This window comes from Fusicatenibacter saccharivorans (genome assembly GCF_027667425.1).
GTDB classification, from domain to species: Bacteria; Bacillota; Clostridia; order Lachnospirales; family Lachnospiraceae; genus Fusicatenibacter; species Fusicatenibacter saccharivorans.
This window is the reverse complement of the sequence record NZ_JAQEGR010000001.1, coordinates 207,058-231,572: the sequence shown is the minus strand read 5'-3', so window position 1 is coordinate 231,572 and position 24,515 is coordinate 207,058. Positions and strand designations below refer to the sequence as shown.

The window sequence follows — 24,515 nt, the reverse complement described above, 5'->3', positions numbered from 1 at the left end:
ACCTCATGTCAGTGGAGGATACCGATTTCTCTCCGCCCGCCAATGCCGTTATGTTTCTTTTAGCAATTCATCCCACCGCTTCAGAAACGGGGGACTTCTTGTCTACTGGTGTTAAAATCCGTTATTTCTATAGTATCACACTTTCTGTCAGACGGCAAACGCGATTTAAAGAGGCAGGCACAAAGGGAAATACTTTCCTTTTATGTCTGCCTCTGAATATCATTTTTTATTTTACTTCTTTATAAAAGTTTACGCAGTCCGACGGATCATAATAGATTTTATTATCCGCAAGCAGCGTGGAAACACCGTTCTGTACTTCGATGATGCTGACCGCACAGTTGTACGGCACGCCGCCGTGCCAGAAGTCGTTCTTGTCTTCATAGACATTGCGCAGCAGCGCACGCATGCAGCAGCCGTGGGTGGCGATCAGGATCGTCTTGTCCTGGAGCTCCGGTTTTGCAGTCAGCTCATGATAGAACGCTTCTGCCCGGTCGCAGACTTCCTGGATCGTCTCTCCGTCTCCCGCCGGGCAGAAGTGGAACGGATCTCTGTAAAAATCGTCGAAGTGTTCAGACGGAATCTCAAAATTGTTTGCCCGGCATCCAAGCCCTTCCCAGGAGCCAAAGGAAAGCTCCATCAGGCGGTCGTCGGTCGTAAGCGGCACATTTCTGCCCGCAAGGACGAGCTCTGCCGTGTGCTTTGCGCGGCGCAGTGGACTGGAAATTCCAAGGTCAAACGGGATATTTTTCAGTCCTTCCGCCGTCACTTTCGCCAGACGGACACCGTTCTCATTCAGCTCGGTGTCCGTCTGGCCCTGCAGTCTGCCTTCTACGTTCCACGCAGTTTCACCGTGGCGTATGATATAAAGTTTCATAAAAATCAGCCTCTCAGTTCGATGTTGAACTCATTCTGCAGTTTCTTGCAGATCTTCTCGACAAATTTCTGTACTTTTTCGAAGTCAAATGCTTCTTCCTTCGGTGCAAAGGTGACGGTGAACGCCATGCTCTTCTTGCCTTCCGGAATCTGGCCGCCCTCGTAAACATCGAACAGACGGATCTCTTTTACGTATTTGTTTGCCTCGCGGATGCAGTTCTCTACATCGCCGCAGCTGATGTTTTTGTCCATGACAAATGCCAGGTCACGTTTCTCCTCCTGGAATTTGGAGATCGGCTGGAAGGTGCGTTTTTTGCCGTACCATCTGGAGAGCTCTTTTAAGTCAAGCTCCATGATGTAAGCGGAAGTACGCATGCTCAGCTCGTTCTGGATATCGTATGCTGCTTTTCCGAAGTATCCGATTTCTGTACCCTCGCAGAGTACTTTCACTGCCTGATACGGATGCAGGAAGGATTTCTGAACCGGCTCGTAGGTGAACTCAATGTCCATGCTCTCGGCGATGGTGTTGGCGATGCCCTTCATAGTGAAGAAGCTCTCGTTGTTTCCGAAGGTTCCGACGCAGAGAACTTTTCTCTCATCCGGGTAGGATGTCAGCGGCAGGGACTCCGGAATGTAGATGCTTGCTACCTCGAACAGTCTTCCTTCAAGGGTGCCCTGTTTCTCATTTCTGGAAATGGCATTCAGCATGGAAGCTGCCAGTGTGGTACGCATCAGGGACAGATCCTGGTTGATCGGGTTGATGATCTCGATGGCATTTCTCTCTTTTGCATCTGCCGGCAGTTTCAAAAGATCCAGATCTGCAGGGGAGAAGAAGGAGTAATGCATGCACTCGTAGATACCCATGGTGCATAAGGTATTCTTCAGTGCCAGCTCGCCTTTCTGCTCTTCATTGTAGCCGCCCATCGTTACCTGTGCAGCGGAAAGGAAGGTATCGGTTACGTGATCGTAGCCGTACATACGGATGACTTCCTCTGCCACGTCCGGATAGCGCTCGACATCGTTCTCTCCCTCCGGCAGCATATCCTCACGGTAAGCCGGAACCTGGATGGTCAGCTCATCGCCGTTGATTTCCGGTGCAAAGTTCAGGTTTTTCATAATGCGGAGAATCTCTGCTTCCGGAACTTCGATACCGAGTACGCCGTTTACTTTGCTGACACTGACGGTCATCGGAGTCGGATCGATGGAGTTTCCGGTGTTCACATCGAAATGGGTACGGGAAACTTTACCGCAGCCAAGCTCTTCCATCAGATGCAGCGCACGTTTCATACCAAGTACGGTTGAATACTCGTCCACGCCTTTCTCATATCTTGCACTGGCATCCGTCGCTTTTCCAAGCGCACGGGCTGTCTTTCTGACGTTGTCGCGTGCGAATTTTGCGGACTCAAACATAACAGCCTCTGTCGTGTCGCGGATCTCGGAGTTTAAGCCTCCCATGACACCGGCAAGTGCAACCGGTTTTACGCCGTCGCAGATCACGAGGTTGTTCTCATTCATTGTATATTCCTGCTCATCGAGGGTCACAATCTTTTCATTTTCTTTTGCTCTTCTGACACAGATTTCATTGCCTTCCAGATAAGAGCAGTCAAAAGCATGCATCGGCTGGCCGATCTCTTTTAAGACGTAGTTTGTGATATCAACCACGTTGGAGATCGCGGACATGCCGACGAGTGCCAGACGGCGTTTCATCCATGCCGGGGACTCTCCGATTTTTACGTCATATACGTAATGAGCGCTGTAACGCGGGCAGAGTTCCGGAGCTTCCACGCGGACAGAGAAGCCTTCTTTTTCCACATCCGTCTCGGTGTAATCGGTTGCCGGCATTTTTAAAGGTTTTTCCAGCATCGCCGATACTTCTCTTGCGATACCGAGGATACTCTGGCAGTCCGGTCTGTTTGCAGTCAGGGAGATATCAAAGATCCAGTCGTCAAGACCTGTCAGCTCTTTGACATCTGCGCCAAGCTCGGCATCTTCCGGCAGAACAAGCAGTCCGTTGTAGCCTGCGCCCGGGTACAGATCCTCGGTAAGGCCGAGCTCCACGCCGGAGCAGAGCATTCCGCAGGACTCATATCCTCTTAATTTTCCTTTTTTGATGGTCATAACACCCTCGATGGTCTTATGATCCTTTGCTGTTGCATAAACAGAAGCGCCAGGAAGGGCAACCGGGAATTTTCCGCCGGTGTGCACGTTGTCTGCGCCGCAGCAGATCTGCATGGTGCCGTGTTCTCCTGCATTTACCTGGCACACATGAAGATGGGTCTCCGGGATCGGCTCGCAGCCCTCCACCAGACCGACAACAACATTGCTGATGTCTTTTCCCACCTGATAACGCTCTTCTACTTCAAAACCGCCGTCGAACAGTTTTTTCTCCAGTTCTTCCGGGGTAACATCGATATCTACATATTCTTTCAGCCAACTTAACGGTACTAACATATTAAACCTCCAAATTCAAACTGTTTCGTCTTTATTTCTCGTTAATCTGATTTAAAACCCGCAGATCGGAACCGAATAACAGTTTGATGTTGTTGATTCCGTATTTCAGCATGGCGATACGCTCCAGGCCGATGCCAAAAGCGAAGCCGCTGTACTCTTCTGAATCAATGCCGCAGTTCTCCAGCACGCGTTTGTTTACGATACCTGCTCCAAGGACCTCGATCCAGCCGGTTCCCTTGCAGAGGCTGCATCCTTTTCCGCCGCAGGCGAAGCAGCTGCAGTCTACCTCAACGGACGGCTCCGTGAACGGGAAGTAAGATGGACGAAGACGTGTTGTCGTTCCCTCGCCGTAGATCTTCTGTACGAGTACGTCGAGCATTCCTTTCAGGTCGCAGAGGGTGATGTTTTTGTCGACAACGAGTCCCTCCATCTGATGGAACATCGGAGAATGGGTTGCGTCGTCATCAGACCGAAAAACACGTCCCGGGGAAAGGATCTTGATCGGCGGCTTTTTGTTTTCCATGACATGAATCTGGCCTGCCGATGTCTGGGTACGAAGCAGGAATTCCGGGGAGAGATAGAAGGTATCCTGCATATCTCTTGCCGGGTGATCCTGTGGTGTATTCAGTGCAGTAAAGTTGTAGTAATCGGTCTCGATTTCTCTTCCCTCGTATACCTCAAAGCCCATGCCTGCAAAGATGTCGATGAGCTGTTTGCGGATCAAGGTAACCGGATGAAGGTTTCCGATCGCTGTCTCTTCTGCCGGAAGGGTCAGGTCGATTTTCTCGGACTCATATTTCTTCTGCAGCTCGCGCTCTTTCATCTCCTCTTCCACTTTCTGGAAGCGGCCAAGCGCCCACTCTTTTAACTCATTGACGGATTTACCGTAGTTTGCGCGCTCTTCCGGGGCAATGTTTTTCATTTCTTTCATCAGCCCGCTGATCTTACTTTTCTTTCCTTCCAGATACTCGCTCTTAAATTCATACAGTTCTTTGGAGCTTTTCAGCTCTTCCAGTCCATTTTCAATCTTCTGTTTTAATTCAGACAGATGGCCGGTTAATACACTTTTTTCCTGCATTTGACTCTCCTACTTTCTTTTTCTTGCTTGTTTGATGGTAAATGTGAAAAACAGTCAGATACCCCGCTGCAAACAGCGGAGCATCTGATTTTCGTGGCAGTCGCCAAATATCCATGCAAGCATGGCTGTCTGGCTCGTTGCTCACAAAAAAAGACCCCGCCCCACAAAGGGACGAGATCTGAAATTTCGCGGTACCACCCTGATTTCTGCAGATACTTCCTGCAGACACTCATAACCGGTGCTGTAACGTACACCAAACGTCTGTCCCTACTTGCATTTCCAGTATTCTGCTATACGTTCCGGACATCTGCTCCAATGCGAAATTTGAAATATTCCTGAACCTGAAGGAGCTTGCAGCCGATGACTCCCTCTCTCTGGCGGAAAAAATATTTCTCTGAACATCTTCACAGCATTTTTCCTGTTAGATTATTTATAAAACTTTCATAAACAATATTTATTGTACCGTCTTGACCCCCGGATGTCAAGCCATTATTTTCCCGCTTCTTTATTCGTCTCTTTATTTTCCATAAAATGCTCGATCGCCGCGTTCTGCAGTTTCCGCAGTTTATCCTCAAAATACGCGTTGATCTCCGCGCCGATCAGAAGGATCCACATGCAGAAATACATCCAGATCATGATAAACACGATCATCGTCAGACTGCCGTACATATTGGACGCCGCAAGCGCGATGTCGAGGTACATGGAAAATGCAAGGGAAAAAATAGACCAGGCAAGGGATGAGATCAGTGCGCCCGGGCACTGGCTCTTAAAGCTCGCCTTCCGGTTTGGAATACATTTATACAGTACAAGAAACAGAAGAGCCAGCACGCCTGTCGTGATCAGGGTACGCATTCCCATGATAGAGGATGTCACACGCGCCACCATCGGCAGATGTTCCGTCAGCTTATTCTGAATGCGGGTTCCGAAGACCAGAAGCACCAGACTGGTGAGGAATGCAACGACAAATATCAAGGTATATGCCATGCCCCGCAGCCGGTTGATGATGTAATTACGTGTCTCTGTTACGTGATAAATGCTGTTCAGCCCATTTGTCAGCGCCGCAATGCCCTTTCCCGCCGACCACAGCGTTGTGATGATCGTAATCGGCATATAAGCAACGGACTGATAAAAGATCTCATTTACAATACCGCCCACGTAGCTCTGAAACTCCGTGGGCAGCATATTGATCAGAACGCTGTAAACATCGTCGCGCGTCAGCGGCGTATATTTTACAAGCGTAACAACCAGAAGAACAAACGGAATAAAGGAAAGAAGAATGAAATACGCACTCTGCGCTGCATAAGCACCGACATGGTCCTCATTCAGGCGCTTCATAAAACCGCGGATTGTTTTTATCATCTGGCAAAACCGCCTTTTCTTTGTTTTCGTGAATCTATCCCATTCTTGCACATATATCGTACTTCAGGATAGCCTACAAAGCATATCATACTTTTCTTTCCTTCGCAAGGGATTTAATTCCATTTCCGGTAATACCATGCGTAACCGCGTGCCGGAACCGGAACGCCGCGCAGAACACGTTTCTCGCCGGTAAACAGATCCTTCCAGGTGAACTCACCCATATCGATCCAGGCCGTGCGGTCTTCATTGCTGAAGTTAAAGAGACCCGTTACCATCTCATTGCCGGATTTTCTGCAGACACAGAGAAGCGCCGTATCATACGTTTCCTCGGTCCAGACATCCGCCTCACCCTCAAACGGACGGTATTTGAATTTCAGCTCCTCCATCTTTTTCATCGAAGCAAAAATCTGATTCTGAACCGTTCCTTTTTTCTCCTTCTGGGGCTCCAGATCCCAGCGGAAGTGGCCGCGGTGCAGATAACGGCTGTCGGCTGCGCGGTCAGAATCTTCACTCTCTTTGTAGGAATAATCGTTGACCTGGCCGATCTCATCGCCGCTGTAGATAACCGGAATACCAGACTGGATGAAAAGGTATGCGTTCAGCATCTCAATTCTCTGGATCGCCTGTTCGGTCTTCGCCTCATTCTGCTCAAAGCCTGCCGCCTCAAGTCCACACAGGGAAGCGGTTGTTCCGCAGAGACGCGCATCCTGCAGCACCGGATCGTCGTTATAGAGCTCTCCTCTTGCGTCGCTTCCCTCCACATAACCGCGGAAATAGTCATTCAGATATTTCTTATGCGGTGCCTCGGCGATGCCAAACTGTTTCAGCCATTCGTAATCGAGGCCCCAGCCGATATCATCGTGGCATCTCAGATAGTTCAGGAAGACATAGTCCTTCGGCAGTCTCGTCACAATATCCATCTGATGTTTCAGCAGGCGGGTATCCGCCGTTGCAACCGTGTGCCAGGTGGATGCCATCGTCGTTACGTTGTACAGCATATGGCATTCCGGTTTCTCGAGTGTTCCGAAGTACGGAACAACCTTTTCCGGCTCCATGACAACCTCGCCGAGCAGCAGAACGCCCGGGCAGACGATCTCGGTGATCATACGCATCATGCGGACAATGGTATGTACCTGCGGCAGGTTACGGCAGGTGGTGCCGAGCTGTTTCCAGATGTATGGAACGGCATCAATGCGGACGATATCGATTCCCTGGTTGACGAGATAGAGCATATTGTTTACCATCTCGTTAAAGACAACCGGGTTCGCATAGTTCAGATCCCACTGGTATGGATAGAACGTCGTCATGACAAATTTATGGCAGTCCTCTCTCCAGGTAAAGTTGCCCGGTGCCGTTGTCGGGAATACCTGCGGACAGGTCTTTTCATATTCGGACGGAATATCGTAGTTGTCGAAGAAAAAGTAACGGTCCTGGTACTCTTTTTCACCGGCAAGTGCACGTTTTGCCCATTCATGATCCTCGGAAGTGTGGTTCATAACGAAATCCATACAAAGGCTCATGCTCTGGTCATGGCATTTTTCAGAGAGGGCAGCCAGATCTTCCATCGTTCCAAGGGACGGCTGTACCGTGCGGTAATCGGCAACCGCATAGCCGCCGTCGCTTTTTCCCTTCGGCGTTGCAAGGAACGGCATCAGATGCAGGTAGTTGACGTTGCACTCTTTTAAATAATCCAGTTTTTTCTCAAGGCCGCTGATGTTATCTGCGAATGCGTCGATGTACAGCATCATACCGAGCATTTTCTGGCTCTTGTACCAGTCTTTCTGTTTTTCTCTTTTCCGATCCAGCGCTTTCCATTTTTTATTCCGCTCTTTGTACCACTGCTCCATGGCTGCACAGAGTTCCTCAAAGCGTCCCTGGCCGTTTGGATACAGCTCACAGTAGAGCCATTTCAGCTCGTCGTAGTGTTTTTCGAGTCTTCTCTGATATTCCACTGTCATGTTGTTTATTCTCCTTTATCTTATTCTTTATTTTGTCACATCATTCCGGTAACGGTAATTCTGTGTTACGTTTCTTCTCTTGCAGTATACCGTTGTGTGAATTATATGTCAACCGTTTACATACCATATTTTTCAACAAATTTCCGGCTTCTTCTTTGTCTTTTTTGCTATTTTTCTGTCTATCGTTTACCGCAGGGCAGAAAAAAACTCCGCGGTTTCTTTTTTCCGCAGAGTTTTCTTTTCGTTTTTGTTTCACGCCGAATCGCGCACCACAAGGCTCACCGGCATGGTCGTCACATTCGGCACCATCTCTCCCTTTCTTCTCCGGTCGATATACGCAATGGAAAGCTCCGACATTTCCTCAATCGGCTGATGGATCGTCGTGATGGAAGGCGTGGTAATCCCGGCGATCACAGTGTCATCAAACCCGACAACTTTAATATCCTCCGGCACCCGTTTTCCCATGGCGTAAAGGCGCTGGAGTACCTGTGCGGCAATCAGGTCACTGCTTGCAAAAATGCCGTCCGTCTCCGGGTGCTCCAGAAGGCCCTTTTCAATATAGGATTCATAGTGCATGGAGCCGTAGCTTAAGCGGTCACTCAAAAGAACTTCCCCTTCAATCCCCCGCTCCCGGCAGACGCGCAGGAATCCATCCGCACGCCGGTCCGCCGGCATATCTCTTCCGACGATTCCGCCGAAATGAAGCAGATGGCAGCAGCCGCAGTCCGCAAGATGCGATGCTGCAAGCGCTCCTCCCTGCTCGTTGTCACACTGGATTGTAATGGCCTCCGTATTTTCCTCTCGCTCGAAATTGACGATCGGAATTTTCAGATCATGAAACTTTTCAATCTGCACCTCGCGGCTTGCCATCACAACGCCGGTTACACGGTTGGAGATGAACATATCGAGATATTCGGTTTCTTTCTCCGGCTGATCTTTCGAGTTGCAGAGCAGAATCTTGTAGCCCCGCTTTGCCGCCGCGCTCTCGAGTGCACTGATCATTTTACTGAAAAACGGGTGCGAGATGTGCGGAACGATAACCCCGATCGTATTGGAATGCGCTTTTGCCAGGGAACGCGCCAGCTCATTCGGCTGGTAATTCATCTCCTGCATCGCCTGCGTTACTTTTTTTCTTGTCTCTTCACTGATGTATCCGCGGTTGTTGATCACGCGGGAAACCGTCGTCGCCGTAACGCCGGCGCGTGCCGCTATGTCCTTGATTGTCGCCATGTTTCTCTCCTCGTCATTTTCTAACTGTTTTTCACTTTCGCCCATTATAGCACAAAAAATCTGTTTTCGGTGATTTTTTTAAAAAAGGGAACGGCAGTCGCCGATTTCGATGTTCTGGTAAAAATAGCGGAGAATCTCCTCATACGATTTTCCCTGCTCTGCCAGATGTTTCGCACCGTTCTGTGACATGCCGACGCCGTGGCCGTAGCCGCCGCCGTAAAATGTAAAGGAGACAGCCGTTTCCCCTTCTTTTTCCGGAACCACGATAAAGCAGGCACTCGGAAGCAGCTCCATCTCACAGCTTACAGTTCCGTCATTTTTCTGAATCGGCCAGCCTTTCGCCGAGAGGAACTTTCGGATCTGATACTCTCCCTCGATTTCCATGGATCCTTTTTTCCCCTCGATACGGACGGTTTCTGCCGCACCTCCCTCTGACCGCCGCCGCACCTCAATCCCCGTGATCTCCCCGATTTTCTGATCCGCTGCCCGTTCTGACAGCACATCCGCCGGAATCGTCACCTGCCAGCGGTACCAGCCGTCCTCCACTTCCAGACTTGTGCTGTCCCTTTTGGTGATAAACGATGCAAATGCCTCCTCCGTCTCCGGTTCCTGCTTCTCCCCGCCTACCGTCACGCTCTTCAGATATTCTGCCGTCTCCGCCGTATTCCACACTTCATCCGTACTCGTCTTCCCGCAGGAGGTTGAGAAAAAATACGCCTGAATTGGTTCCCCGCCGCAGGTGATGATTTTTCCTTCTGTCTCCGCCACCGCAGCGTCTGTCTCCGGCTGCGCTTCCATATTGTGGTAGACCTGGCTTTCCACGCTGTCGTCTACATCCGCGTGGTAGTTCTCCCACGTTTTTTCACGAATCCTGGCACACGCATACGTTCTCGCACAGACCGCCTGTGCTTTTAATGCCTCCTTTTCGTAGGAGGACGGCATCTCACTCGGCACGACATACCGAAGATACATTTCCAGATCAAGTTCATTTACAACGAGAAGTCCCTCTTCGCTTTTATAGATGACAAAACTTCCCGGATAAACCGTCTCGTCTTCCGGCTTTCCCGTCAGGGAAACCGCCGTTCCCGCCGTCTCATCGGCCGGCACCACATGCACAACTTCCCCGCATTCCTGTTCCGTCACACAGATCGTCTCCTGCGGGGAAGCTATGTATGCGCCGTCGTTCATGGAAAGGCTTGCGTTTCCACGCAGGGACACCTGTTTCTGTGCGTATCCCAGCTTTCCGCAGTCCGTCAGAAGGACACGAATCTGTACCGGTCCGGCTGCCGTTGTTTCTTTTTGTTCTTCCTTTTTACTGTTCAGAAAAGCCGCGTTTTCCTGTTCCATGTTCTGTATCGTCTCCTCCTGCTTTTTGCCTTCCATCGTCTCCGTCCTGCTTTCTGCTGTCGCTGTCTCTTCCGGCGCATCCAGACGGCGCTTCACAACAAACAATAACAGCAACAGGAGAATCCCCACTCCTAACAGTATCAATTCCAATTTATCATTTTTTCTCTTCATATCTCATTCTATGCACACGGCTTTTTGTCCGATTCCTTTTCTTTTTGCGATTTTTCCTTGACAAATACCGCCCTATGGTATATAGTACGGTTGTGTATAAATTTCATATCAACATCCAGAGTGCATCAAAAGAAGATCCGTCTTTTGGTGAGAGAGGGAATTCAGGTGAGATTCCTGGGCGATCCGGTCACTGTAATCAGGGAGTGAAGCATAACAAATCCATTGTATGTCCGCAACATATGAGAAGGAATGTGGAACGATGATCTGTAAGTCAGGAAACCTGCTCTGTATGCATAGGGTTGATGCTTCCGATGAAAGCTTCCATTCAAAGACTATTATGGGATATGGAATGTCTGAAAATTTTCGATTAGATTTTTAGAAACCTTCGAGCGAGATTTATGCATTGCATTAAACGGCCGGGTAAACCGTTTCAGATTCTGGTTTCGCCTGTTCTTAGTCAGGCGCCATCCTCCGCTTAAAGGTGTCTGCTATTCCGCTTGCAGGTTGATTCAGATGGCGAAGCGGTTACCCACCTCTGAAAAGAATATGACATAACTGGTAAGATTCTGTTGGATTCGAAAACAGGGTCTTTTCTTTTTCTGTTTTTTCAGAATTCGTTTTCTGCATATTTTCCCATAAAAAGGCTCCCCGCCTGCGCTCCTGTTTTCACAGGACGCTGCAGGAAGGGAGCTTTTTTATGCTGTTTCTATAGCAAGACCCGAAAATAATGCAAAAAAGGCAGTGCTGCAGAGCGCGAATTGCAAGGAACAGATTTGAAGGCGTACCGAGGTACGACGAAAATCTGTGACGCAGTAATTCATGCTCTGCGGTGCTGAATTTTTTGCATTATTTTCGAGGATTGCTATAAAATAGGATCTTAGAAAATGAATTTGTATACGGTTGTGGTGTCGTAAGTATCGCCTGCCTCGAGGATCGGTTTCTCCTCACCCTCCTGGTTGATGGCATTCGGCACATACTGAGATTCCAGGCAGAAGCCGTTGCGTTTGTCATAGAATACCCCATTCTTTCCGGTAACCGGAGCAATGAAATTTCCGGCGTAGAACTGAACGCATGGCAGATCCGTGAAGGCTTCCATGGTGATGCCGCTCTCTTTGCAGGATGCGACTGCCATCAGCTCAATGCTTCCCTCGACAGCCTTGTCCAGGATAAAGTTGTGGTCGTAGCCGCCGGTCAGTTTGAGCTGTTCGAAATCTGCTTCGATCTCTGCTCCGATTGCTTTCTCGCTGGTGAAATCCATCGGGGTTCCCTGTACCGGTGCATGCTCGCCGGTCGGGATGGATGCAGAATCGATCACCGGGCTGAACTGCTCCGCTTTTAAGACAAGTGTCTGGTTCTCAATAGATCCGGCATCGTGGCCTGCCAGGTTGAAGTAGCTGTGGTTTGTCATGTTGACAACGGTATCCTGATCGCAGCTTCCCTCATAGTGGATTTCTACGGCGTTCTCATCGGTCAGGGTATACGTAACGGACACTTCAAAGTTTCCCGGGAATCCCTGGTCTCCGTCCGGGCTCATCAGAACGAAGGTAACGGCGCTGTCATCCGCCTCTTCTACGTTCCAGAGGCGGTAATCGTATCCGTCCGGGCCGCTGTGCAGGTTGTTGTTGTTCTCATTTTTTGCCAGCTGGTATGTTTTTCCGTGCAGTTCAAATGCTGCTCCCGCGATACGGTTTCCGTTTCTTCCGATGGTGGCTCCAAAATGGCTTCCGTCGGTCTCATAGCCGGTTACGGAGTCAAATCCAAGGACAACGTCTCTCTTCTTTCCATCCTTATCCGGAACGAGAACCGATACCAGATGTGCGCCGTAATCGGTTACACTGATTTCCATTCCGTTTTTATTGGAGAGCGTGTAGAGCAATGCTTCTTTTCCGTCTTTTGTTGTTCCAAAACCCTGTTTTTTCATGTTCCTTCTCCTTTTGGTTGTATGTAACGTATAAAAGAGAACCATTTTCATGATTCTCTTTTTTCTCTTTTGTAACCCCGGAATGCCGTTTCCCATACTTTGACTCCTAGCAACGCAAGCTAGGTGGGTAGCCGCAGTCACCATTTCTGCCTTCCACTGACGTCTGTTTCCAGGGTGGCCTGACATCCACATGACAATAATAAGCCTCCCGTTTAAAGTAAATGTAGGTTCAAAATAATGAGATCATCGAACATTCCAGGAAGTTACATTTTTCTTCTTTTCTTTTCACAATTCGGATTATACGCTATTTTGGTTCGCTTTTCAAGTATTATTGCACAATTACTCAAAAATATTCGAACAGCTTTTGTATTAAATGATAATACACACCATTCCGCCCCGGCTGTCGTTGACAATTTTCTGCATGGAATCCTGGAGTTTTGCCTGGCCATCCTCGGTGATCTGGGCGATTTTGCTGCGGATGCCGTCGTCAACGAGCTGCTCGACGGATTTGCCGAAAATGTTGGTATTCCAGATTCCCTCCGGGCTCTTTGCGCTCTCTTTGATATAGGCGATCAGATCCTCCGCCTGCTGCTCACTTCCGACGATCGGCGCAATCTCCGTCTCGATGTTGGCCTTGATCATATGAATCGACGGGCTCACCGATTTAATTTTCACGCCGTATTTGTTTCCCTGATGGATCACGGCTGGCTCCTCCAGCTGAATCTCCTCCCTCCCCGGAATCACGACGCCGTAGCCGCATCCGCGCACCGCATGAATCGCGTCCTCTACCTTGCGGTACTCTTCCCGCTGTGCCGACAGCTCGCGGATCGTCTGCACCAGATCATACTCGCCTTTGATCTCCACGCCGGCAAGTACACTCAGCATTTCATAATAATACTGCTCTTTCACCTCAATCCGCACCTTCACCGTACCGCTCGCAAGATCCATCGACTGCAGCAGTGTCTGGCTGACATACTGACTGGCAATCGCTGTTTTTCCGCCCACTGCATCCTTCAGGCGCGTCTTTTCCCTGCACATCTCACGGATCTTCTGCAGCAGCTCTGCCTTCAGCGGATGGTCATCGGCAAGAAGCTCCACCCATTTTGGAATATAAAATTCCATCTGCTGAAGCGGGAACTCATACAGCACCTTTTCGAGCATATGCAGAATATCTTCTTTGCGGAGCTGGTCGCAGTTCACCGCCATCGCTGCCACGCCGAATTTTGTTTCAAGCTCCTTTACCTGCCGCTGTGTCTCCTCCCGGTACGGTTTTTTCGCATTCACAAGAATCAGGAAGGGCTTTCCCTGCTTTTTGAGCTCCGCAACGGTCCGTTCCTCCGCCTGCAGAAAATTCTCCCGCGGCAGCTCGCCGAACGATCCGTCGCACGTCACCATAAGACCGATCGTGGAATGTTCTGCGATCACCTTCTTCGTACCGATCTCCGCCGCCTCCCGGAACGGAATCGCCTGCTCGGACCACGGTGTTTTCACCATCCGCTCCTTCTCATTTTCCAGATTTCCCGCCGCGTCCGGCACCAGAAAGCCGACGCAGTCGATCAGTCGCAGCCGGATCGGATCGCCCTCCCCAAGCTGCAGCTCCACGGCGTCTTTCGGCACAAATTTCGGCTCCACCGTTGTGATCGTCTTTCCCTCCCCGCTTAAAGGCAGGGCATCCCGTACCTCCGCCTGTTCCTTTTCCGAAAGATACGGCAGTGCCAGCACCTCCAGGAAACGGCGGATCAGGGTGGACTTTCCCGTCCGTACAGGCCCCACCACTCCGATCAGGAACTGGCCCTTCGTTCGTTTCTGAATATCGCGGTATACTGAATATGCATCCATGCGCTATTGTCCCCCTTTTGATCTTTGTTGCTATGTACTGTTATATTCTATGAGCCGGCCCCCTCTCCTATCACCAAAACTGCACTGCCGCGCACGCAAAAAAGGCACCGCCGCCCTTTTTTCGGACGCACAGTGCCTTTTTTCTGTCACTTTCTTATCTTCAGCCTATGATCAGCTGTTTTTTCTCATGGCAGCCTCTACCACATGGCCGACCAGAACAGATGTGGTAACGGATCCTACGCCGCCTGGAACCGGTGTGATTGCCTCAACGATCGGCTCAGCTTTTGCGTATGCAACGTCTCCGCAGAGTTTTCCTTCTTCGTTTACGTTGATTCCGACATCAATAACGGTCTGGCCTGCACACAGGTAAGTATCATCTACAACACCTGCACGGCCTGCTGCTACGATCACGATATCTGCCTCTTTAACTACAGACGGCATGTCTTTCGTTCTGGTATGGCAGATGGTTACGGTTGCGTTTTTCTTTAACAGCATCATGGCTGCCGGTTTTCCTACAACGAGGCTGCGGCCTACGACAACGGCTTTTTTACCGGTGCAGTCGATGCCGTAGTGGTCGAGGATCTCCATGCAGGCCTGCGGAGTACATGGCGGGAAGCCCTGTTTTGTTCCGGCGAATACGCCTACCATGGAACCGTCTGTGATACCGTCTACGTCCTTCTCCGGGGAGAGTGCTTTGATGACTGCTGCCTCATCGAGATGTTTCGGAAGCGGACGGAAAATCAGAACGCCGTGGATGGAATCGTCTTTGTTTACTTTATCGATGGTAGCCATCAGCTCTTCCTGGGTAACGTCTGCCGGGAGAAGGAATTTCTCGTATGCAACGCCTAAGGTCTCACAGCGTTTGGTTGCTCCTCTTTCGTAGGAAAGGTCATCCTCTCTCTCTCCGACACGGATGATTCCGAGAGTCGGTTTTACTCCTTTTGCTTCCAGCTCTGCTACATTTGCTTTGATCTTCTCATTTAATGCTGCTGTTACTTCTTTTCCTAATAACTGTTTTGCCATTTTTTTATCCTCCGCTTTTCTTTTCGGTCAAAGAGAACTCCTTTTGCAACCCGCTTGCTGCCGGGAAGTTTCTCTGGCCGTTTGTTTTCAGGCTTTCAGTCTTCCCAGTACGTTCCGGAAAATCTCGTCTGCTTTTACGGTATAGACCGCAAGCATTTCATCACATTTTCGATTTAGTTCTTCTGCATATTCCCGGTTTTTCATAGATTTCGTGTTGATATATACATTCAGGGAAGCACCCTCTAAGGCTGCTTTGCAGAATGCTGCGCCAACACCTGCGTCACTGATCGCAAGTGCAGAACCTTTTGCTGCAAATTCTACGATCAGGTCGATTGCTTCGCAGCATTTTTCCATAATTTCCATTGGAACAGAGCAGGCATCCTTCAGCACAATCTCCATGACTCTTGCTTTTTCTGCCTTCTCCTCCTCTGTCTCGCGCGGCATGCCGTATGCTTTGGAGAGCGGTTCGAACACTTCTGCATCGCGCTCGATCAGGTGAAGCAGTTCGTCCTGAAGCGTGGTTGCTTTCGCCATCAGCTCTTTCATTTCCTCTTCGACATCCGCATATTTCTTTTTACCTACTGTCAGCGCACCAACCATGTTGCCAAGCGCTGTGCCGACAGCGCCAACCAGTGCAGAAGCTCCGCCGCCGCCCGGAACCGGTGCTTTGGAACCGAGCACGTCTACAAACTCATTGCAAGGTACTGTTGAAAATCCCATGTTATTTTCCTCCGCTTATTTTTTTCGATCCAGAAGCCATCCTGATGGCCTCAAACCATAACTATTTTGCAGCCAGAGCCTTCAGCATATCAATTGTGACATCTCCCACAACCGCCATATCCTCTCCCTGCGTAAATGCAGCCGGGAAATTGTCCGAAAAGAGGATCTGCGCGGACGGCGGAAACTCATCATCTCCTGCCCATAAAATCAGTCGTACAAAAAGCCCTTTCATAAACTCCAGCTCATATCCGACATCACCGGATGAAATCGCCTGAGCGCCGACACGTTCCATGATCTCACGGAATGCATCCAGCTTTCCGCCAAAGCCAAACGCAAGACGGAACAGGCATCTTCCCTGGAACTGTTTAAAATAAACTTCTCCCCACGGAATCTCCCGGTACGTCAAAAATTTTCCGGTAGACGGAGCAGCTCCGCCCTCTGTCAGATAACGCAATACCAAAATTTTTGCATTCGGTTTTTTCTCGAGTGGATACCAGCCAATTATCGGCGAAACGCTTCCATCATCTCCAATATGAAATACGTTGTACTCCGGCCACGAAATCCGGTAGGAAACACCCATCAGGGAAACGGTAAACTCCTGTTTTTCCGCATCATACGGAACGTCGCACCGGCTGGAAATCTCTCTTGGATCTGCATTCTGATACACTTCCAGATAATGCTCATACGGAATACGCTCTTTGCTGTCTTTTTCGTAATTTAAGTCTACTGCCATGTAAATCCAATTCCTCTCAAAAAGGTTCGCCACAATTCAAAGCAAAACCACATGTGTTTCACCTTGAATCGTAACAGAAAGTTCTGCTTCCGTTTTATGCTTCCACAGACGGGAACATCGTCGTGTCTGTGTGCGGCAGGAAGCACGCCGCTACAAATTCATCCATATAGGTTGGTACCGTAGAGAGTTCCAGATATGTCATGTTCCGGGCAACCTCATACGTTTTCTTCTCTGCTGCTGTCGATAAAAGCATTGAATACGCACCGGTCAGGGAAGAGTTACCAATGTAATGGAATTTTTCCAGCGGAATATCCGGGAACATACCGATGGTAACGGCATTTTTCATGTTGATGCCGCTTCCGATACCGCCCGCTACGTAAACCTCCTCGATCATGGAAACATCCATATCCAGATAGTTCAGCATCGTACGGATCGCTGAGAAAATCGCGCCCTTGGCGCGGATAAAGTTGTCGATATCGACCTCGGTAATCTCAACATCGCGGACACTTCCAGCCTCCTCCTCGAACGCAATGACATAGCTTCCCATGCCATATTTGTCGTGGCGGATCCGTTTTCCCTCACGGATAAATTTACCCTTCGGATTGACCATCTTCGCGCGGAACAGCGCCGCAATCACATCGATGATACCGGAACCGCAAAGGCCGATCGGTTTCGTACCCTCATCTCCGATAACATGGCACGAAGGTTCCATCGTCTCCGGATCAATCGTACATTTTTCAATCGCACCGTCGGTCGCACGCATGCCACAGCTGATATCGCCGCCCTCAAAGGCCGGTCCGGCCGAGCAGGCACAGCTTACCATAAAGTCAGAGTTTCCAAATGCAAGCTCGCCATTGGTACCAAGGTCAATAAAAAGACTCATCTCCGGCCGGTTCCAGATCATGCTGACCAACGCGCCGGCAGTAATATCTCCGCCCACATAGCTTCCGATGTTCGGTGCCAGAATGATATGGGCGTCCGGATGAATCGCAAGATTGACATCCGATGCAAACAGTGAGTTTGTCTTAAAGAAGGCCGGAATATACGGCTCCATCCGAAGCGGATCTGCATTGATGCCCATCATCAGATGCTCCATGGTGGTGTTTCCGGCAATCGCCGCACGGTAAATCTGCTGACTGCTGATTTTCGCTGCACGGCACATGTTGGAGATCATCGGGTTTAAGGTTTCTTTGATGATTGCATTCTGCAGTCTTTCATGGCCTCCCGGTTTCTGGGATTCAATGATACGGTTGATAACATCCGCACCATACCGGATCTGTCCGTTTCCGGAAGAGGCTTTTGCCAGGATTTCTCCGCTCAGCATATCCACGATCAGTGCAGAAACTGTCGTTGTTCCAATGTCGACAACGAGACCGCCGACAACTGCTTTTGCTTCCATTGGAAGCATATCGTATAAAAAGACGTCATTTGGCGTAACCCGGACGACACACTGTGCCTGAAAATGGGATTCCCGAAGGACATCCGGCATTTTTTTCAGTACAGAGTACGGAATCCGTACCCGGTCAAGCCCCGTCGCTGCCTGTACAGCCCAGGTTACTCTCTCGTTATCCGGCATCGTATCATCCAGAGTAGGCTCTTCCATTGAGATTGTAATCACCTGCATGCTGTTTTTCAGCTCCAGACCAGCGTCTGTAATTTTCTTTTTCGTATCTTCAAAAATTGCAATTTCACTCGGTGAACTAAGGTCTGCCACTTTCATGCGGCTCCGGTAAGCGGATGCAATGTCCGGCACTTCCACTTCAACATCGCCTTTGACGGTGCTGACGCACGCCAGTCTCCAGCCATTCTGATATTCTTCCTCAGAAATATGGCGGGTTATTTTGGAATCCAGCTCACCGCTCACAAGACGAACGCGGCATTTACCGCACGATGCGTTTCCGGAACACGGTGCATCGATCGGCACATTGCTCTTCTGCGCTACTTCAAGAAGGCGCTCACCCTCGGTTGCGTAGGTGACTACCGGTTCTCCCTCTTCAAATCGAAAGGTTACTTTTGCCATAATCTGTAAATCCCCCAGTCGTATATATTCTCCGCTGTTTTTTTATTTTTCCGCTTTTAGATAGAAAAACCCCTGATGGTGCCTCAGGTTTTCGCAAACGCTACGGCACCATCAGGGGAAAACCTGCGAGATTTAAAGATTAAAGCTCCAGATAAGAATCTGCGTACAGAGTGTTGCCTTTGAATACGTCACAGGATTTAATGGTCTCCATCAGTCTCAGGTCATTCGGGTTAACGATGGCGCTGGTCAGACCCTGCATCATAGCCATAGCTACAAGTGCGGAATCCATGATCGGACGGATGTTTTTCGGCATACCGTTGGAGTTGTTGGAAAGTCCGCCGGTAGAATTCAGTCCCATATCGCTGAACATCTTAATGCACTCAAGAACTTCCATCTGTTTGTCCTGCATTCCTTTTACAACCAGGAACAGCGGATCAAACCACAGATCTGTCGGCTCCATGCCATGCTCCATACCTCTTTCCAGAAGGGTCTGGCAGTACATCATACGCTCGTCGTTGTCTTTTGCAATTCCTTCACCGTTGCAAAGTGCAATAACGATTGCATCGTTTGCAGCCGCAAGGTCAACGTACTCGATTCTTCCTGCAGCATCTGCAGAGTTTACGATCGGTTTTCCTTTGGAGCGGTTGTATACAGAGATACCAGCCTCAATTGCTTTTTTGTTGGATGTATCCAGAGCCAGAGGAACATTGTCAAAATTGCTCTGCAGCAGCTCAACAGCCCATTTCATGATGTCTTCTCCATCATTCTCAGCCGGTCCGATGTTTACATCAAGGTAAACGGCACCAGCGTCCAGCTGCTGTTTTGCTCTCTTTAAAATTGGCTCTTCATCTCTTGCTGCGAATGCTTTGTTTACAGTAGGAGCTGTAACGGAAAGTCTTTCGCCGATGGTTACAAATTTTGCCATATCTCTTCTCCTTTTCTTTTGGGAATCCCCCATAATTATTTTTTCACGGAAGAAACTTCCGGATACCGGAGTTCCTCCCGGAATTTTTATGTATTACAGTTCTCCGTTTGCCTGCAGATCTTTCATGAATTTTACAAGCTGAACTGCCTCAAGCGGAGCAACGATTACTTCCCATCCAGGAAGCTTGGACTCAATGTCGCCCTTTAATACGGCTACTTTACCAGGAATGATAACTTTTCTGGATTTTACTTTATCTTCTACATTCTCTTTGAAGAATTTGGAGATAGAGTTACCGGAGAATTTACCTGCTGCCCAGGATGTCAGTACAGAAAGTCCGCCGGCGTCGTTGATTACAAGGTTGACCGGAACTCCGGATCTCTCGAGCTCTCCGGATACCAGGAAATAGGTCAGAGCAAAGTCTACGGTGGTCAGGCAGATCGAATTTTCATCTGCGCCGTTCAGCGGGTAGATGCCCGGCTCTACTTTCATCGGTTTCTGCGGATCGGTAAATACGTTCTGGCGAAGTCCGAATACCGGAAGTGCCTCTGCGTATCCCATTTCCTCAAGAACAATAATGGAACCGTATTTCATGGTGAACAGGGAAAGCAGTGCCTGCTGCATATATCTGTCGCCCTGTGCAATTTTTGCCAGATTTACAATAGACGGATAACCAAAGGTACGGTCTGTATCCTTTAAGGATGCACGTCTTACCTGTACAGTAGTAGCAAAGGTCTCTTTGATGGTCGCTTCTGTGGTATCAAGAACAAGGTTCTTGTTGCCGAGTTTCTCGATTGCTTCTACGGTGTCGTGAAGCTCATCAATGTTTGCGCCACTAACGCCGAGAACAACGCCTGCCTCTGTGGCAAGTTTGCTCATCTCTTCATAGTTGGATGCATTTGCACCATTCAGGATCGGTTTGCCTGCTTTGCATACTTCCAGAGCAGCTTTTGCAGCGTCTGCGTCCTCACAGCCAAGTACCAGAACTTTTCCGGTTGCTGCTGCTTTCGTTACAAGAGATACGTATTTGTCTACGCCATTTCCGGCATAGTTTACATACAGCATCTCTGCGCACATACGCTCACCGATACGGTCGTAATCAACTTTTTTGTCTTCTTCCAGTTTTGCATCGATCTCTTCGTCAGACATGCAGCTGCAGAGAGATACCGCATAACGGGTTTTGCTTACAAATGTTTTCTCATGACGATAGAGGACCGTCTCTCCGCCAAGAGTGTACTCACTGTCGCCGGTTCCGACTTTGATCGTCTTCATTGGCGGTGCGGTAGCTTCGGAAAGCTGTGCCATAGCGTCGTCAGACATATATGGGCACGCTGAAATATCCATAGCGCCCTGTGCAACCTTCATGGAGAATGCCATACAGGTCGGACATCCGCACTCCTTACAGTTTTTCTTTGGGGTCATTTTAAAAATCTGAATACCTGATAATGCCATAATTCTTTATCCTCCTAATCTCTTCCTTACGTACTGATTACATCAGTTCCTGAATCATTTTGGAAATGGTTGCAACAGACTGTGGATGTTTGAGGATAACTGCATCAGAACCAGAAGCCAGAGATGCGGCTGCTGTCTGAATCTCCATAGAGACTCCTCGTACTTCCTGATTTCCCCATTCCGGAGATTCCTCTTCTGTTGCCATTGCCTCTTTTACATTCCATGTCTCAGAAGCGATTGGAGTAATAATTGGCATCTGCAGCATTTTATCGTCCTGGGATAATGCTGCTGCTTTGATACGGTCCAGTGTAGATACTACGTACTCATATCCGTATCCGACTGCTGCAGAACCTACGTTCATAACAATGCTGTCTGCGCTGACACCAAGCTGGGTCATAACAACATTCAGCTGTTTTGCAAGGTTGATATCTACAGCGGACTCAGCGCCGACTTTCTGGCTGTATGCCAGACCTGCGGCTGCACCAACTGCCTTGTAATCTTCTTCTCTTGCGGACATAACAAGAACGTTTCTTCCCTGAAGGACCTCTGCTACTTTTGTGAGCAGTTCGGAATCCTTCTCAACGTTTTTACATCCTTCTACAACAAGCGGCACGTCAACGGCATCAGCAACCTCTTTGACTGTCTCAATGAGTTCTTCTACCGATTTGTTCAGACCGTTCGGGTCTCCGCCTGCCAGACGAAGGCAGAGGAAATCTGCACCTTCCATAGCTGCTGCTTTTTTTGCAATCTCGCCCATGGTAGCTGCACCTTCATAGTATGCTTTTACGCTTTCCGGTTCTCCTTCCATACCAAGATCTGTGATTTCAACGCCGACCTTCGGTCCGTTTTTGATTTCACCATCGAAAGCATAGAATGGTAATACGTTTTCTCCGCCAAGAGTTACGGTTTTGTCTCCGCTGCCGATTACAACGGATTTAATTGCTGCATTAAACTTTTGTGGTTTGCGATTAAACGGCATAAAAAAAGCCTCCTTAAAAATAAATTCCATACAGGCATATCTCCATGATTCCGCTTCATGGACACACCTGTTATTATTTTAACGTTTTTTCCCAGAGAATGCAAGATTTACCAGGATATTTTCCAAGATTTTCTGACAAAAAGTATCCGTTTTCTCTTCGTCAGCCGTTTTTTTCCAGAAAATCACTTTACAGCTGCCGGCATGTGCCGGAAAGGGCTTCCTCCTCCGCTTTGGAATCCCCTCCCAAGCCATGCCGGTCTGCTTATTCTTTCACAGGATAAGCCTGTAAAATACGAATTACATCATTGGATCCATGCCAAGTGCCGGATGACCTTTCTCGGTCAGGAATGCAACCAGTGTCTCCGGATCTTCTGCGATGGTCTCATCACCGATCATATCGGTAAAGTTGTCGATACCGTACAGCTCTTTTGCTGTTTCATTCAGTTTCTCTGCAACCTGCTCTTTCAGCTCTTTCGGCATCCATACGATACGGGCAACACCGCCTTCTGCTTTCATAAACTTCTTGGAAGCGATGAAGTGTTTGCCGTGTCCCATGAATCCAGGAGTCTGAACACCGCCGCCTGTCATGGAAGCCAGCTCGGAGAAGGTCATTCCCAGAGGAGTCATGCCAGCGTACTCACGGTTTGCGATGCAGACACCGTTGGAGAACGGCTCGATACCACAGATACATTCGAAGCATCCGCAGGATGTCATTGGTTTTTCCATGATGGAGTACAAAGATACATCATCAAGAGCGCCCTGGGAAAGTTTACGAACAGCCTCGTTAACATCCTCGTACTCACCGATTCTCTCATCGATTACTTTTTCTTTTGTGATAACCTGGCAAGGTCCGTTCGGATCCAGCTCGTTGGTAGCTTTTGCATCCAGCCATGAAACAGCACCGCAAAGTCCGAGACGCTCTGGTGTAACAACACATACATGGCTCGGGGAGAATGCCTGGCACATGATACAGCTGTAGTATACCGGTACGGATTCATCTGTCATGGTAGACAGACGCTCATCACGTTTGTCGAATACCGGAATTGCAATTTCGTGACGGATCTTGGTACAGTCTTCCGGATTGGTGTAGATCTTAACCTGACATTTGTCAACAACAGCCTCGAACTCGTTCTTCACCTGTGCGTACAGAACTTCTCCGAAGTGTTTTGCACGGAAGCCTGCGTTGAAAGCTTCTTTGCTGACACGGATACGGATCATATCACGCTGTCCGGTATGCATCACACCTTCGATGCAGTTCAGGTAGCTGTGGAATTTACGCTCAAATACAGGCTCGAAATCCGGCTGCATGCTCTTTCCGGCAACCTCAACAACGTATGCAATGCTGTGCTTGGAACCTACCTCGAACTCGTCAATGTCCGGTCCGATCAGCTCGATCTTGTGATCTTCTACTTCGGAAGCATCTTTTGTCTGAACCAGCTCGCAACAGTCTACACGGGAACCGTCAAACTCAACCTGCATATCACCGCGGCGGATGATTTCGCCCTCAAATGCAGATGCGAATGCAACCGGGATATCGATGTTTGTAATTTTAATCTTGATGTCGCGGGCTTCCAGAGAAGTTGCGTTGAATTTGGAAACGTCCTTCTGGATAATGAGACTCTTCGGAATAGCCGGAACGTCTTTGTCATCGTTTGTGATAACCGGGAAACCAAGTGCAATCGCACCAGCGCCGCATGCAACGATCACATCATCCAGAGGAGCAAAAGCATTTACGAATGCCGGTACACGGTCTTTGGTGTAGGTCATCAGTGCGCCTGCATCGCCTGCGGTTACGTTACCGAAGATCAGGGCTGCACGGATTGCTACGGATACAACATGGATAACAGATGTTACGTCTTTTCCAAGCGGAATAACACGTACGTTTGCACCGGTCTTGTATCCTAATTCCTGACACTGATCGATGATTCCGCCAACCAGTGTTACAAGAATACCCTGTGCCTGATAGCTCTTAACCAGATCCACGCCTTCCTGTGCGGTCGGAGCGCTTCCAAGGATAACAGCTACGCCCGGGATATCGCCTGTTACAAGCGGCACACCAAGCTCACGGATGATGGCATCGCTTAAATGGCCGTAGCACGGCTCATCATATGGTTTTGCACCGTCGATGTATTTAATTGCCTCGATGAACTCTGCGCAGAGTGCAGTTGCAACACCGGACATAAATACATCGTTCAGCTGATTTTCTCTTGTCATCAGAGATTTTACCACGCCAAGAGCCTCTTTCATCTCTTTTAAGTTGGTAACCTTTACTCCTGTTACAGCATAGTAACACGGAAGTGCGTAAGCAGTGTCCGGGAAGCTGACTGCTTTTTCCTCTCCGTTTGCTGCGATTGCGGCGTCAACGGCAGCTTCGGTAAGACCGTATACTGCATCATTTCCGCCAAATACTCTCTCGAATAATGTCATGTGTTTTTCCTC

At 49.1% G+C, this 24,515-nt stretch carries 17 protein-coding genes, 1 other RNA gene, 1 riboswitch and 1 other annotated feature; all 18 genes read right to left on the bottom strand.

The window, feature by feature from the left end; genetic code table 11:
- Positions 1–226 precede the first annotated feature (226 nt).
- On the bottom strand, positions 227–874 hold the full coding sequence (locus PGS38_RS01065; protein ID WP_022461826.1) for a histidine phosphatase family protein: 648 nt from the start codon (positions 872–874) through the stop codon (positions 227–229).
- 5 nt (positions 875–879) lie between these two features.
- Complete coding sequence (gene pheT / locus PGS38_RS01060; RefSeq protein ID WP_119188479.1) at positions 880–3,324, bottom strand: phenylalanine--tRNA ligase subunit beta; 2,445 nt, start codon at positions 3,322–3,324, stop codon at positions 880–882.
- Positions 3,325–3,355: 31 nt separating this feature from the next.
- The gene (pheS, locus tag PGS38_RS01055; protein ID WP_022461828.1) at positions 3,356–4,402 is read right to left on the bottom strand and encodes a phenylalanine--tRNA ligase subunit alpha; all 1,047 of its coding nucleotides are present in this window, start codon (positions 4,400–4,402) and stop codon (positions 3,356–3,358) included.
- A gap of 164 nt (positions 4,403–4,566) precedes the next feature.
- Positions 4,567–4,819 (bottom strand) — a binding site (T-box leader).
- A gap of 72 nt (positions 4,820–4,891) precedes the next feature.
- Complete coding sequence (locus tag PGS38_RS01050) at positions 4,892–5,761, bottom strand: YihY/virulence factor BrkB family protein (protein ID WP_055226442.1); 870 nt, start codon at positions 5,759–5,761, stop codon at positions 4,892–4,894.
- A 113-nt stretch (positions 5,762–5,874) separates the two neighbouring features.
- Entirely contained in the window at positions 5,875–7,719 is a 1,845-nt protein-coding gene (locus PGS38_RS01045) for an alpha-amylase family protein (protein ID WP_118639891.1), read from the bottom strand.
- Positions 7,720–7,971: 252 nt separating this feature from the next.
- Positions 7,972–8,949 (bottom strand): LacI family DNA-binding transcriptional regulator, encoded by a 978-nt coding sequence (locus PGS38_RS01040; protein WP_270475757.1) that lies wholly within the window; start codon positions 8,947–8,949, stop codon positions 7,972–7,974.
- A 78-nt stretch (positions 8,950–9,027) separates the two neighbouring features.
- The gene (locus PGS38_RS01035; protein ID WP_118639892.1) at positions 9,028–10,467 is read right to left on the bottom strand and encodes a SpoIID/LytB domain-containing protein; all 1,440 of its coding nucleotides are present in this window, start codon (positions 10,465–10,467) and stop codon (positions 9,028–9,030) included.
- A gap of 101 nt (positions 10,468–10,568) precedes the next feature.
- Positions 10,569–10,769, top strand: a riboswitch (cobalamin riboswitch).
- A gap of 575 nt (positions 10,770–11,344) precedes the next feature.
- Complete coding sequence (locus PGS38_RS01030; protein ID WP_055218365.1) at positions 11,345–12,388, bottom strand: aldose epimerase family protein; 1,044 nt, start codon at positions 12,386–12,388, stop codon at positions 11,345–11,347.
- A 70-nt stretch (positions 12,389–12,458) separates the two neighbouring features.
- Positions 12,459–12,653, bottom strand: a non-coding RNA gene (gene ssrS, locus PGS38_RS01025) — 6S RNA.
- Between the two features lie 104 nt (positions 12,654–12,757).
- Positions 12,758–14,227 carry a stage IV sporulation protein A gene (gene spoIVA, locus PGS38_RS01020; RefSeq protein WP_022461834.1) on the bottom strand — a complete coding sequence of 490 codons (1,470 nt, stop codon included), beginning with the start codon at positions 14,225–14,227 and terminating at the stop codon, positions 12,758–12,760.
- Positions 14,228–14,398: 171 nt separating this feature from the next.
- The gene (locus PGS38_RS01015; RefSeq protein WP_117509041.1) at positions 14,399–15,250 is read right to left on the bottom strand and encodes a bifunctional 5,10-methylenetetrahydrofolate dehydrogenase/5,10-methenyltetrahydrofolate cyclohydrolase; all 852 of its coding nucleotides are present in this window, start codon (positions 15,248–15,250) and stop codon (positions 14,399–14,401) included.
- A gap of 87 nt (positions 15,251–15,337) precedes the next feature.
- A complete protein-coding gene (locus PGS38_RS01010) occupies positions 15,338–15,970 on the bottom strand; it encodes a cyclodeaminase/cyclohydrolase family protein (RefSeq protein ID WP_117509042.1) in 633 nt (210 codons plus the stop codon).
- A gap of 61 nt (positions 15,971–16,031) precedes the next feature.
- Positions 16,032–16,703: a DUF3786 domain-containing protein gene (locus PGS38_RS01005; protein WP_117509043.1), complete on the bottom strand. Its 672-nt coding sequence runs from the start codon at positions 16,701–16,703 to the stop codon at positions 16,032–16,034.
- A gap of 94 nt (positions 16,704–16,797) precedes the next feature.
- On the bottom strand, positions 16,798–18,723 hold the full coding sequence (gene acsV, locus PGS38_RS01000) for a corrinoid activation/regeneration protein AcsV (protein ID WP_119188480.1): 1,926 nt from the start codon (positions 18,721–18,723) through the stop codon (positions 16,798–16,800).
- A 139-nt stretch (positions 18,724–18,862) separates the two neighbouring features.
- On the bottom strand, positions 18,863–19,648 hold the full coding sequence (gene acsE, locus PGS38_RS00995; RefSeq protein WP_022462424.1) for a carbon monoxide dehydrogenase/acetyl-CoA synthase methytransferase subunit: 786 nt from the start codon (positions 19,646–19,648) through the stop codon (positions 18,863–18,865).
- Positions 19,649–19,741: 93 nt separating this feature from the next.
- Positions 19,742–21,097, bottom strand: a complete 1,356-nt coding sequence (gene acsC, locus PGS38_RS00990) for an acetyl-CoA decarbonylase/synthase complex subunit gamma (RefSeq protein WP_022462425.1) — start codon at positions 21,095–21,097, stop codon at positions 19,742–19,744.
- A gap of 37 nt (positions 21,098–21,134) precedes the next feature.
- Complete coding sequence (gene acsD, locus PGS38_RS00985; RefSeq protein WP_022462426.1) at positions 21,135–22,076, bottom strand: acetyl-CoA decarbonylase/synthase complex subunit delta; 942 nt, start codon at positions 22,074–22,076, stop codon at positions 21,135–21,137.
- Positions 22,077–22,373: 297 nt separating this feature from the next.
- Positions 22,374–24,503: an acetyl-CoA decarbonylase/synthase complex subunit alpha/beta gene (gene acsB / locus PGS38_RS00980; protein WP_118639894.1), complete on the bottom strand. Its 2,130-nt coding sequence runs from the start codon at positions 24,501–24,503 to the stop codon at positions 22,374–22,376.
- Positions 24,504–24,515 lie beyond the last annotated feature (12 nt).

What these genes read in the sequence shown, in the direction of transcription:
- PGS38_RS01065 (WP_022461826.1), bottom strand. Translation starts at nt 874, where the DNA reads ATGAAACTTTATATCATACGCCACGGTGAAACTGCGTGGAACGTAGAA.
- pheT (WP_119188479.1), bottom strand. Translation starts at nt 3,324, where the DNA reads ATGTTAGTACCGTTAAGTTGGCTGAAAGAATATGTAGATATCGATGTT.
- pheS (WP_022461828.1), bottom strand. Translation starts at nt 4,402, where the DNA reads ATGCAGGAAAAAAGTGTATTAACCGGCCATCTGTCTGAATTAAAACAG.
- PGS38_RS01050 (WP_055226442.1), bottom strand. Translation starts at nt 5,761, where the DNA reads ATGATAAAAACAATCCGCGGTTTTATGAAGCGCCTGAATGAGGACCAT.
- PGS38_RS01045 (WP_118639891.1), bottom strand. Translation starts at nt 7,719, where the DNA reads ATGACAGTGGAATATCAGAGAAGACTCGAAAAACACTACGACGAGCTG.
- PGS38_RS01040 (WP_270475757.1), bottom strand. Translation starts at nt 8,949, where the DNA reads ATGGCGACAATCAAGGACATAGCGGCACGCGCCGGCGTTACGGCGACG.
- PGS38_RS01035 (WP_118639892.1), bottom strand. Translation starts at nt 10,467, where the DNA reads ATGAAGAGAAAAAATGATAAATTGGAATTGATACTGTTAGGAGTGGGG.
- PGS38_RS01030 (WP_055218365.1), bottom strand. Translation starts at nt 12,388, where the DNA reads ATGAAAAAACAGGGTTTTGGAACAACAAAAGACGGAAAAGAAGCATTG.
- spoIVA (WP_022461834.1), bottom strand. Translation starts at nt 14,227, where the DNA reads ATGGATGCATATTCAGTATACCGCGATATTCAGAAACGAACGAAGGGC.
- PGS38_RS01015 (WP_117509041.1), bottom strand. Translation starts at nt 15,250, where the DNA reads ATGGCAAAACAGTTATTAGGAAAAGAAGTAACAGCAGCATTAAATGAG.
- PGS38_RS01010 (WP_117509042.1), bottom strand. Translation starts at nt 15,970, where the DNA reads ATGGGATTTTCAACAGTACCTTGCAATGAGTTTGTAGACGTGCTCGGT.
- PGS38_RS01005 (WP_117509043.1), bottom strand. Translation starts at nt 16,703, where the DNA reads ATGGCAGTAGACTTAAATTACGAAAAAGACAGCAAAGAGCGTATTCCG.
- acsV (WP_119188480.1), bottom strand. Translation starts at nt 18,723, where the DNA reads ATGGCAAAAGTAACCTTTCGATTTGAAGAGGGAGAACCGGTAGTCACC.
- acsE (WP_022462424.1), bottom strand. Translation starts at nt 19,648, where the DNA reads ATGGCAAAATTTGTAACCATCGGCGAAAGACTTTCCGTTACAGCTCCT.
- acsC (WP_022462425.1), bottom strand. Translation starts at nt 21,097, where the DNA reads ATGGCATTATCAGGTATTCAGATTTTTAAAATGACCCCAAAGAAAAAC.
- acsD (WP_022462426.1), bottom strand. Translation starts at nt 22,076, where the DNA reads ATGCCGTTTAATCGCAAACCACAAAAGTTTAATGCAGCAATTAAATCC.
- acsB (WP_118639894.1), bottom strand. Translation starts at nt 24,503, where the DNA reads ATGACATTATTCGAGAGAGTATTTGGCGGAAATGATGCAGTATACGGT.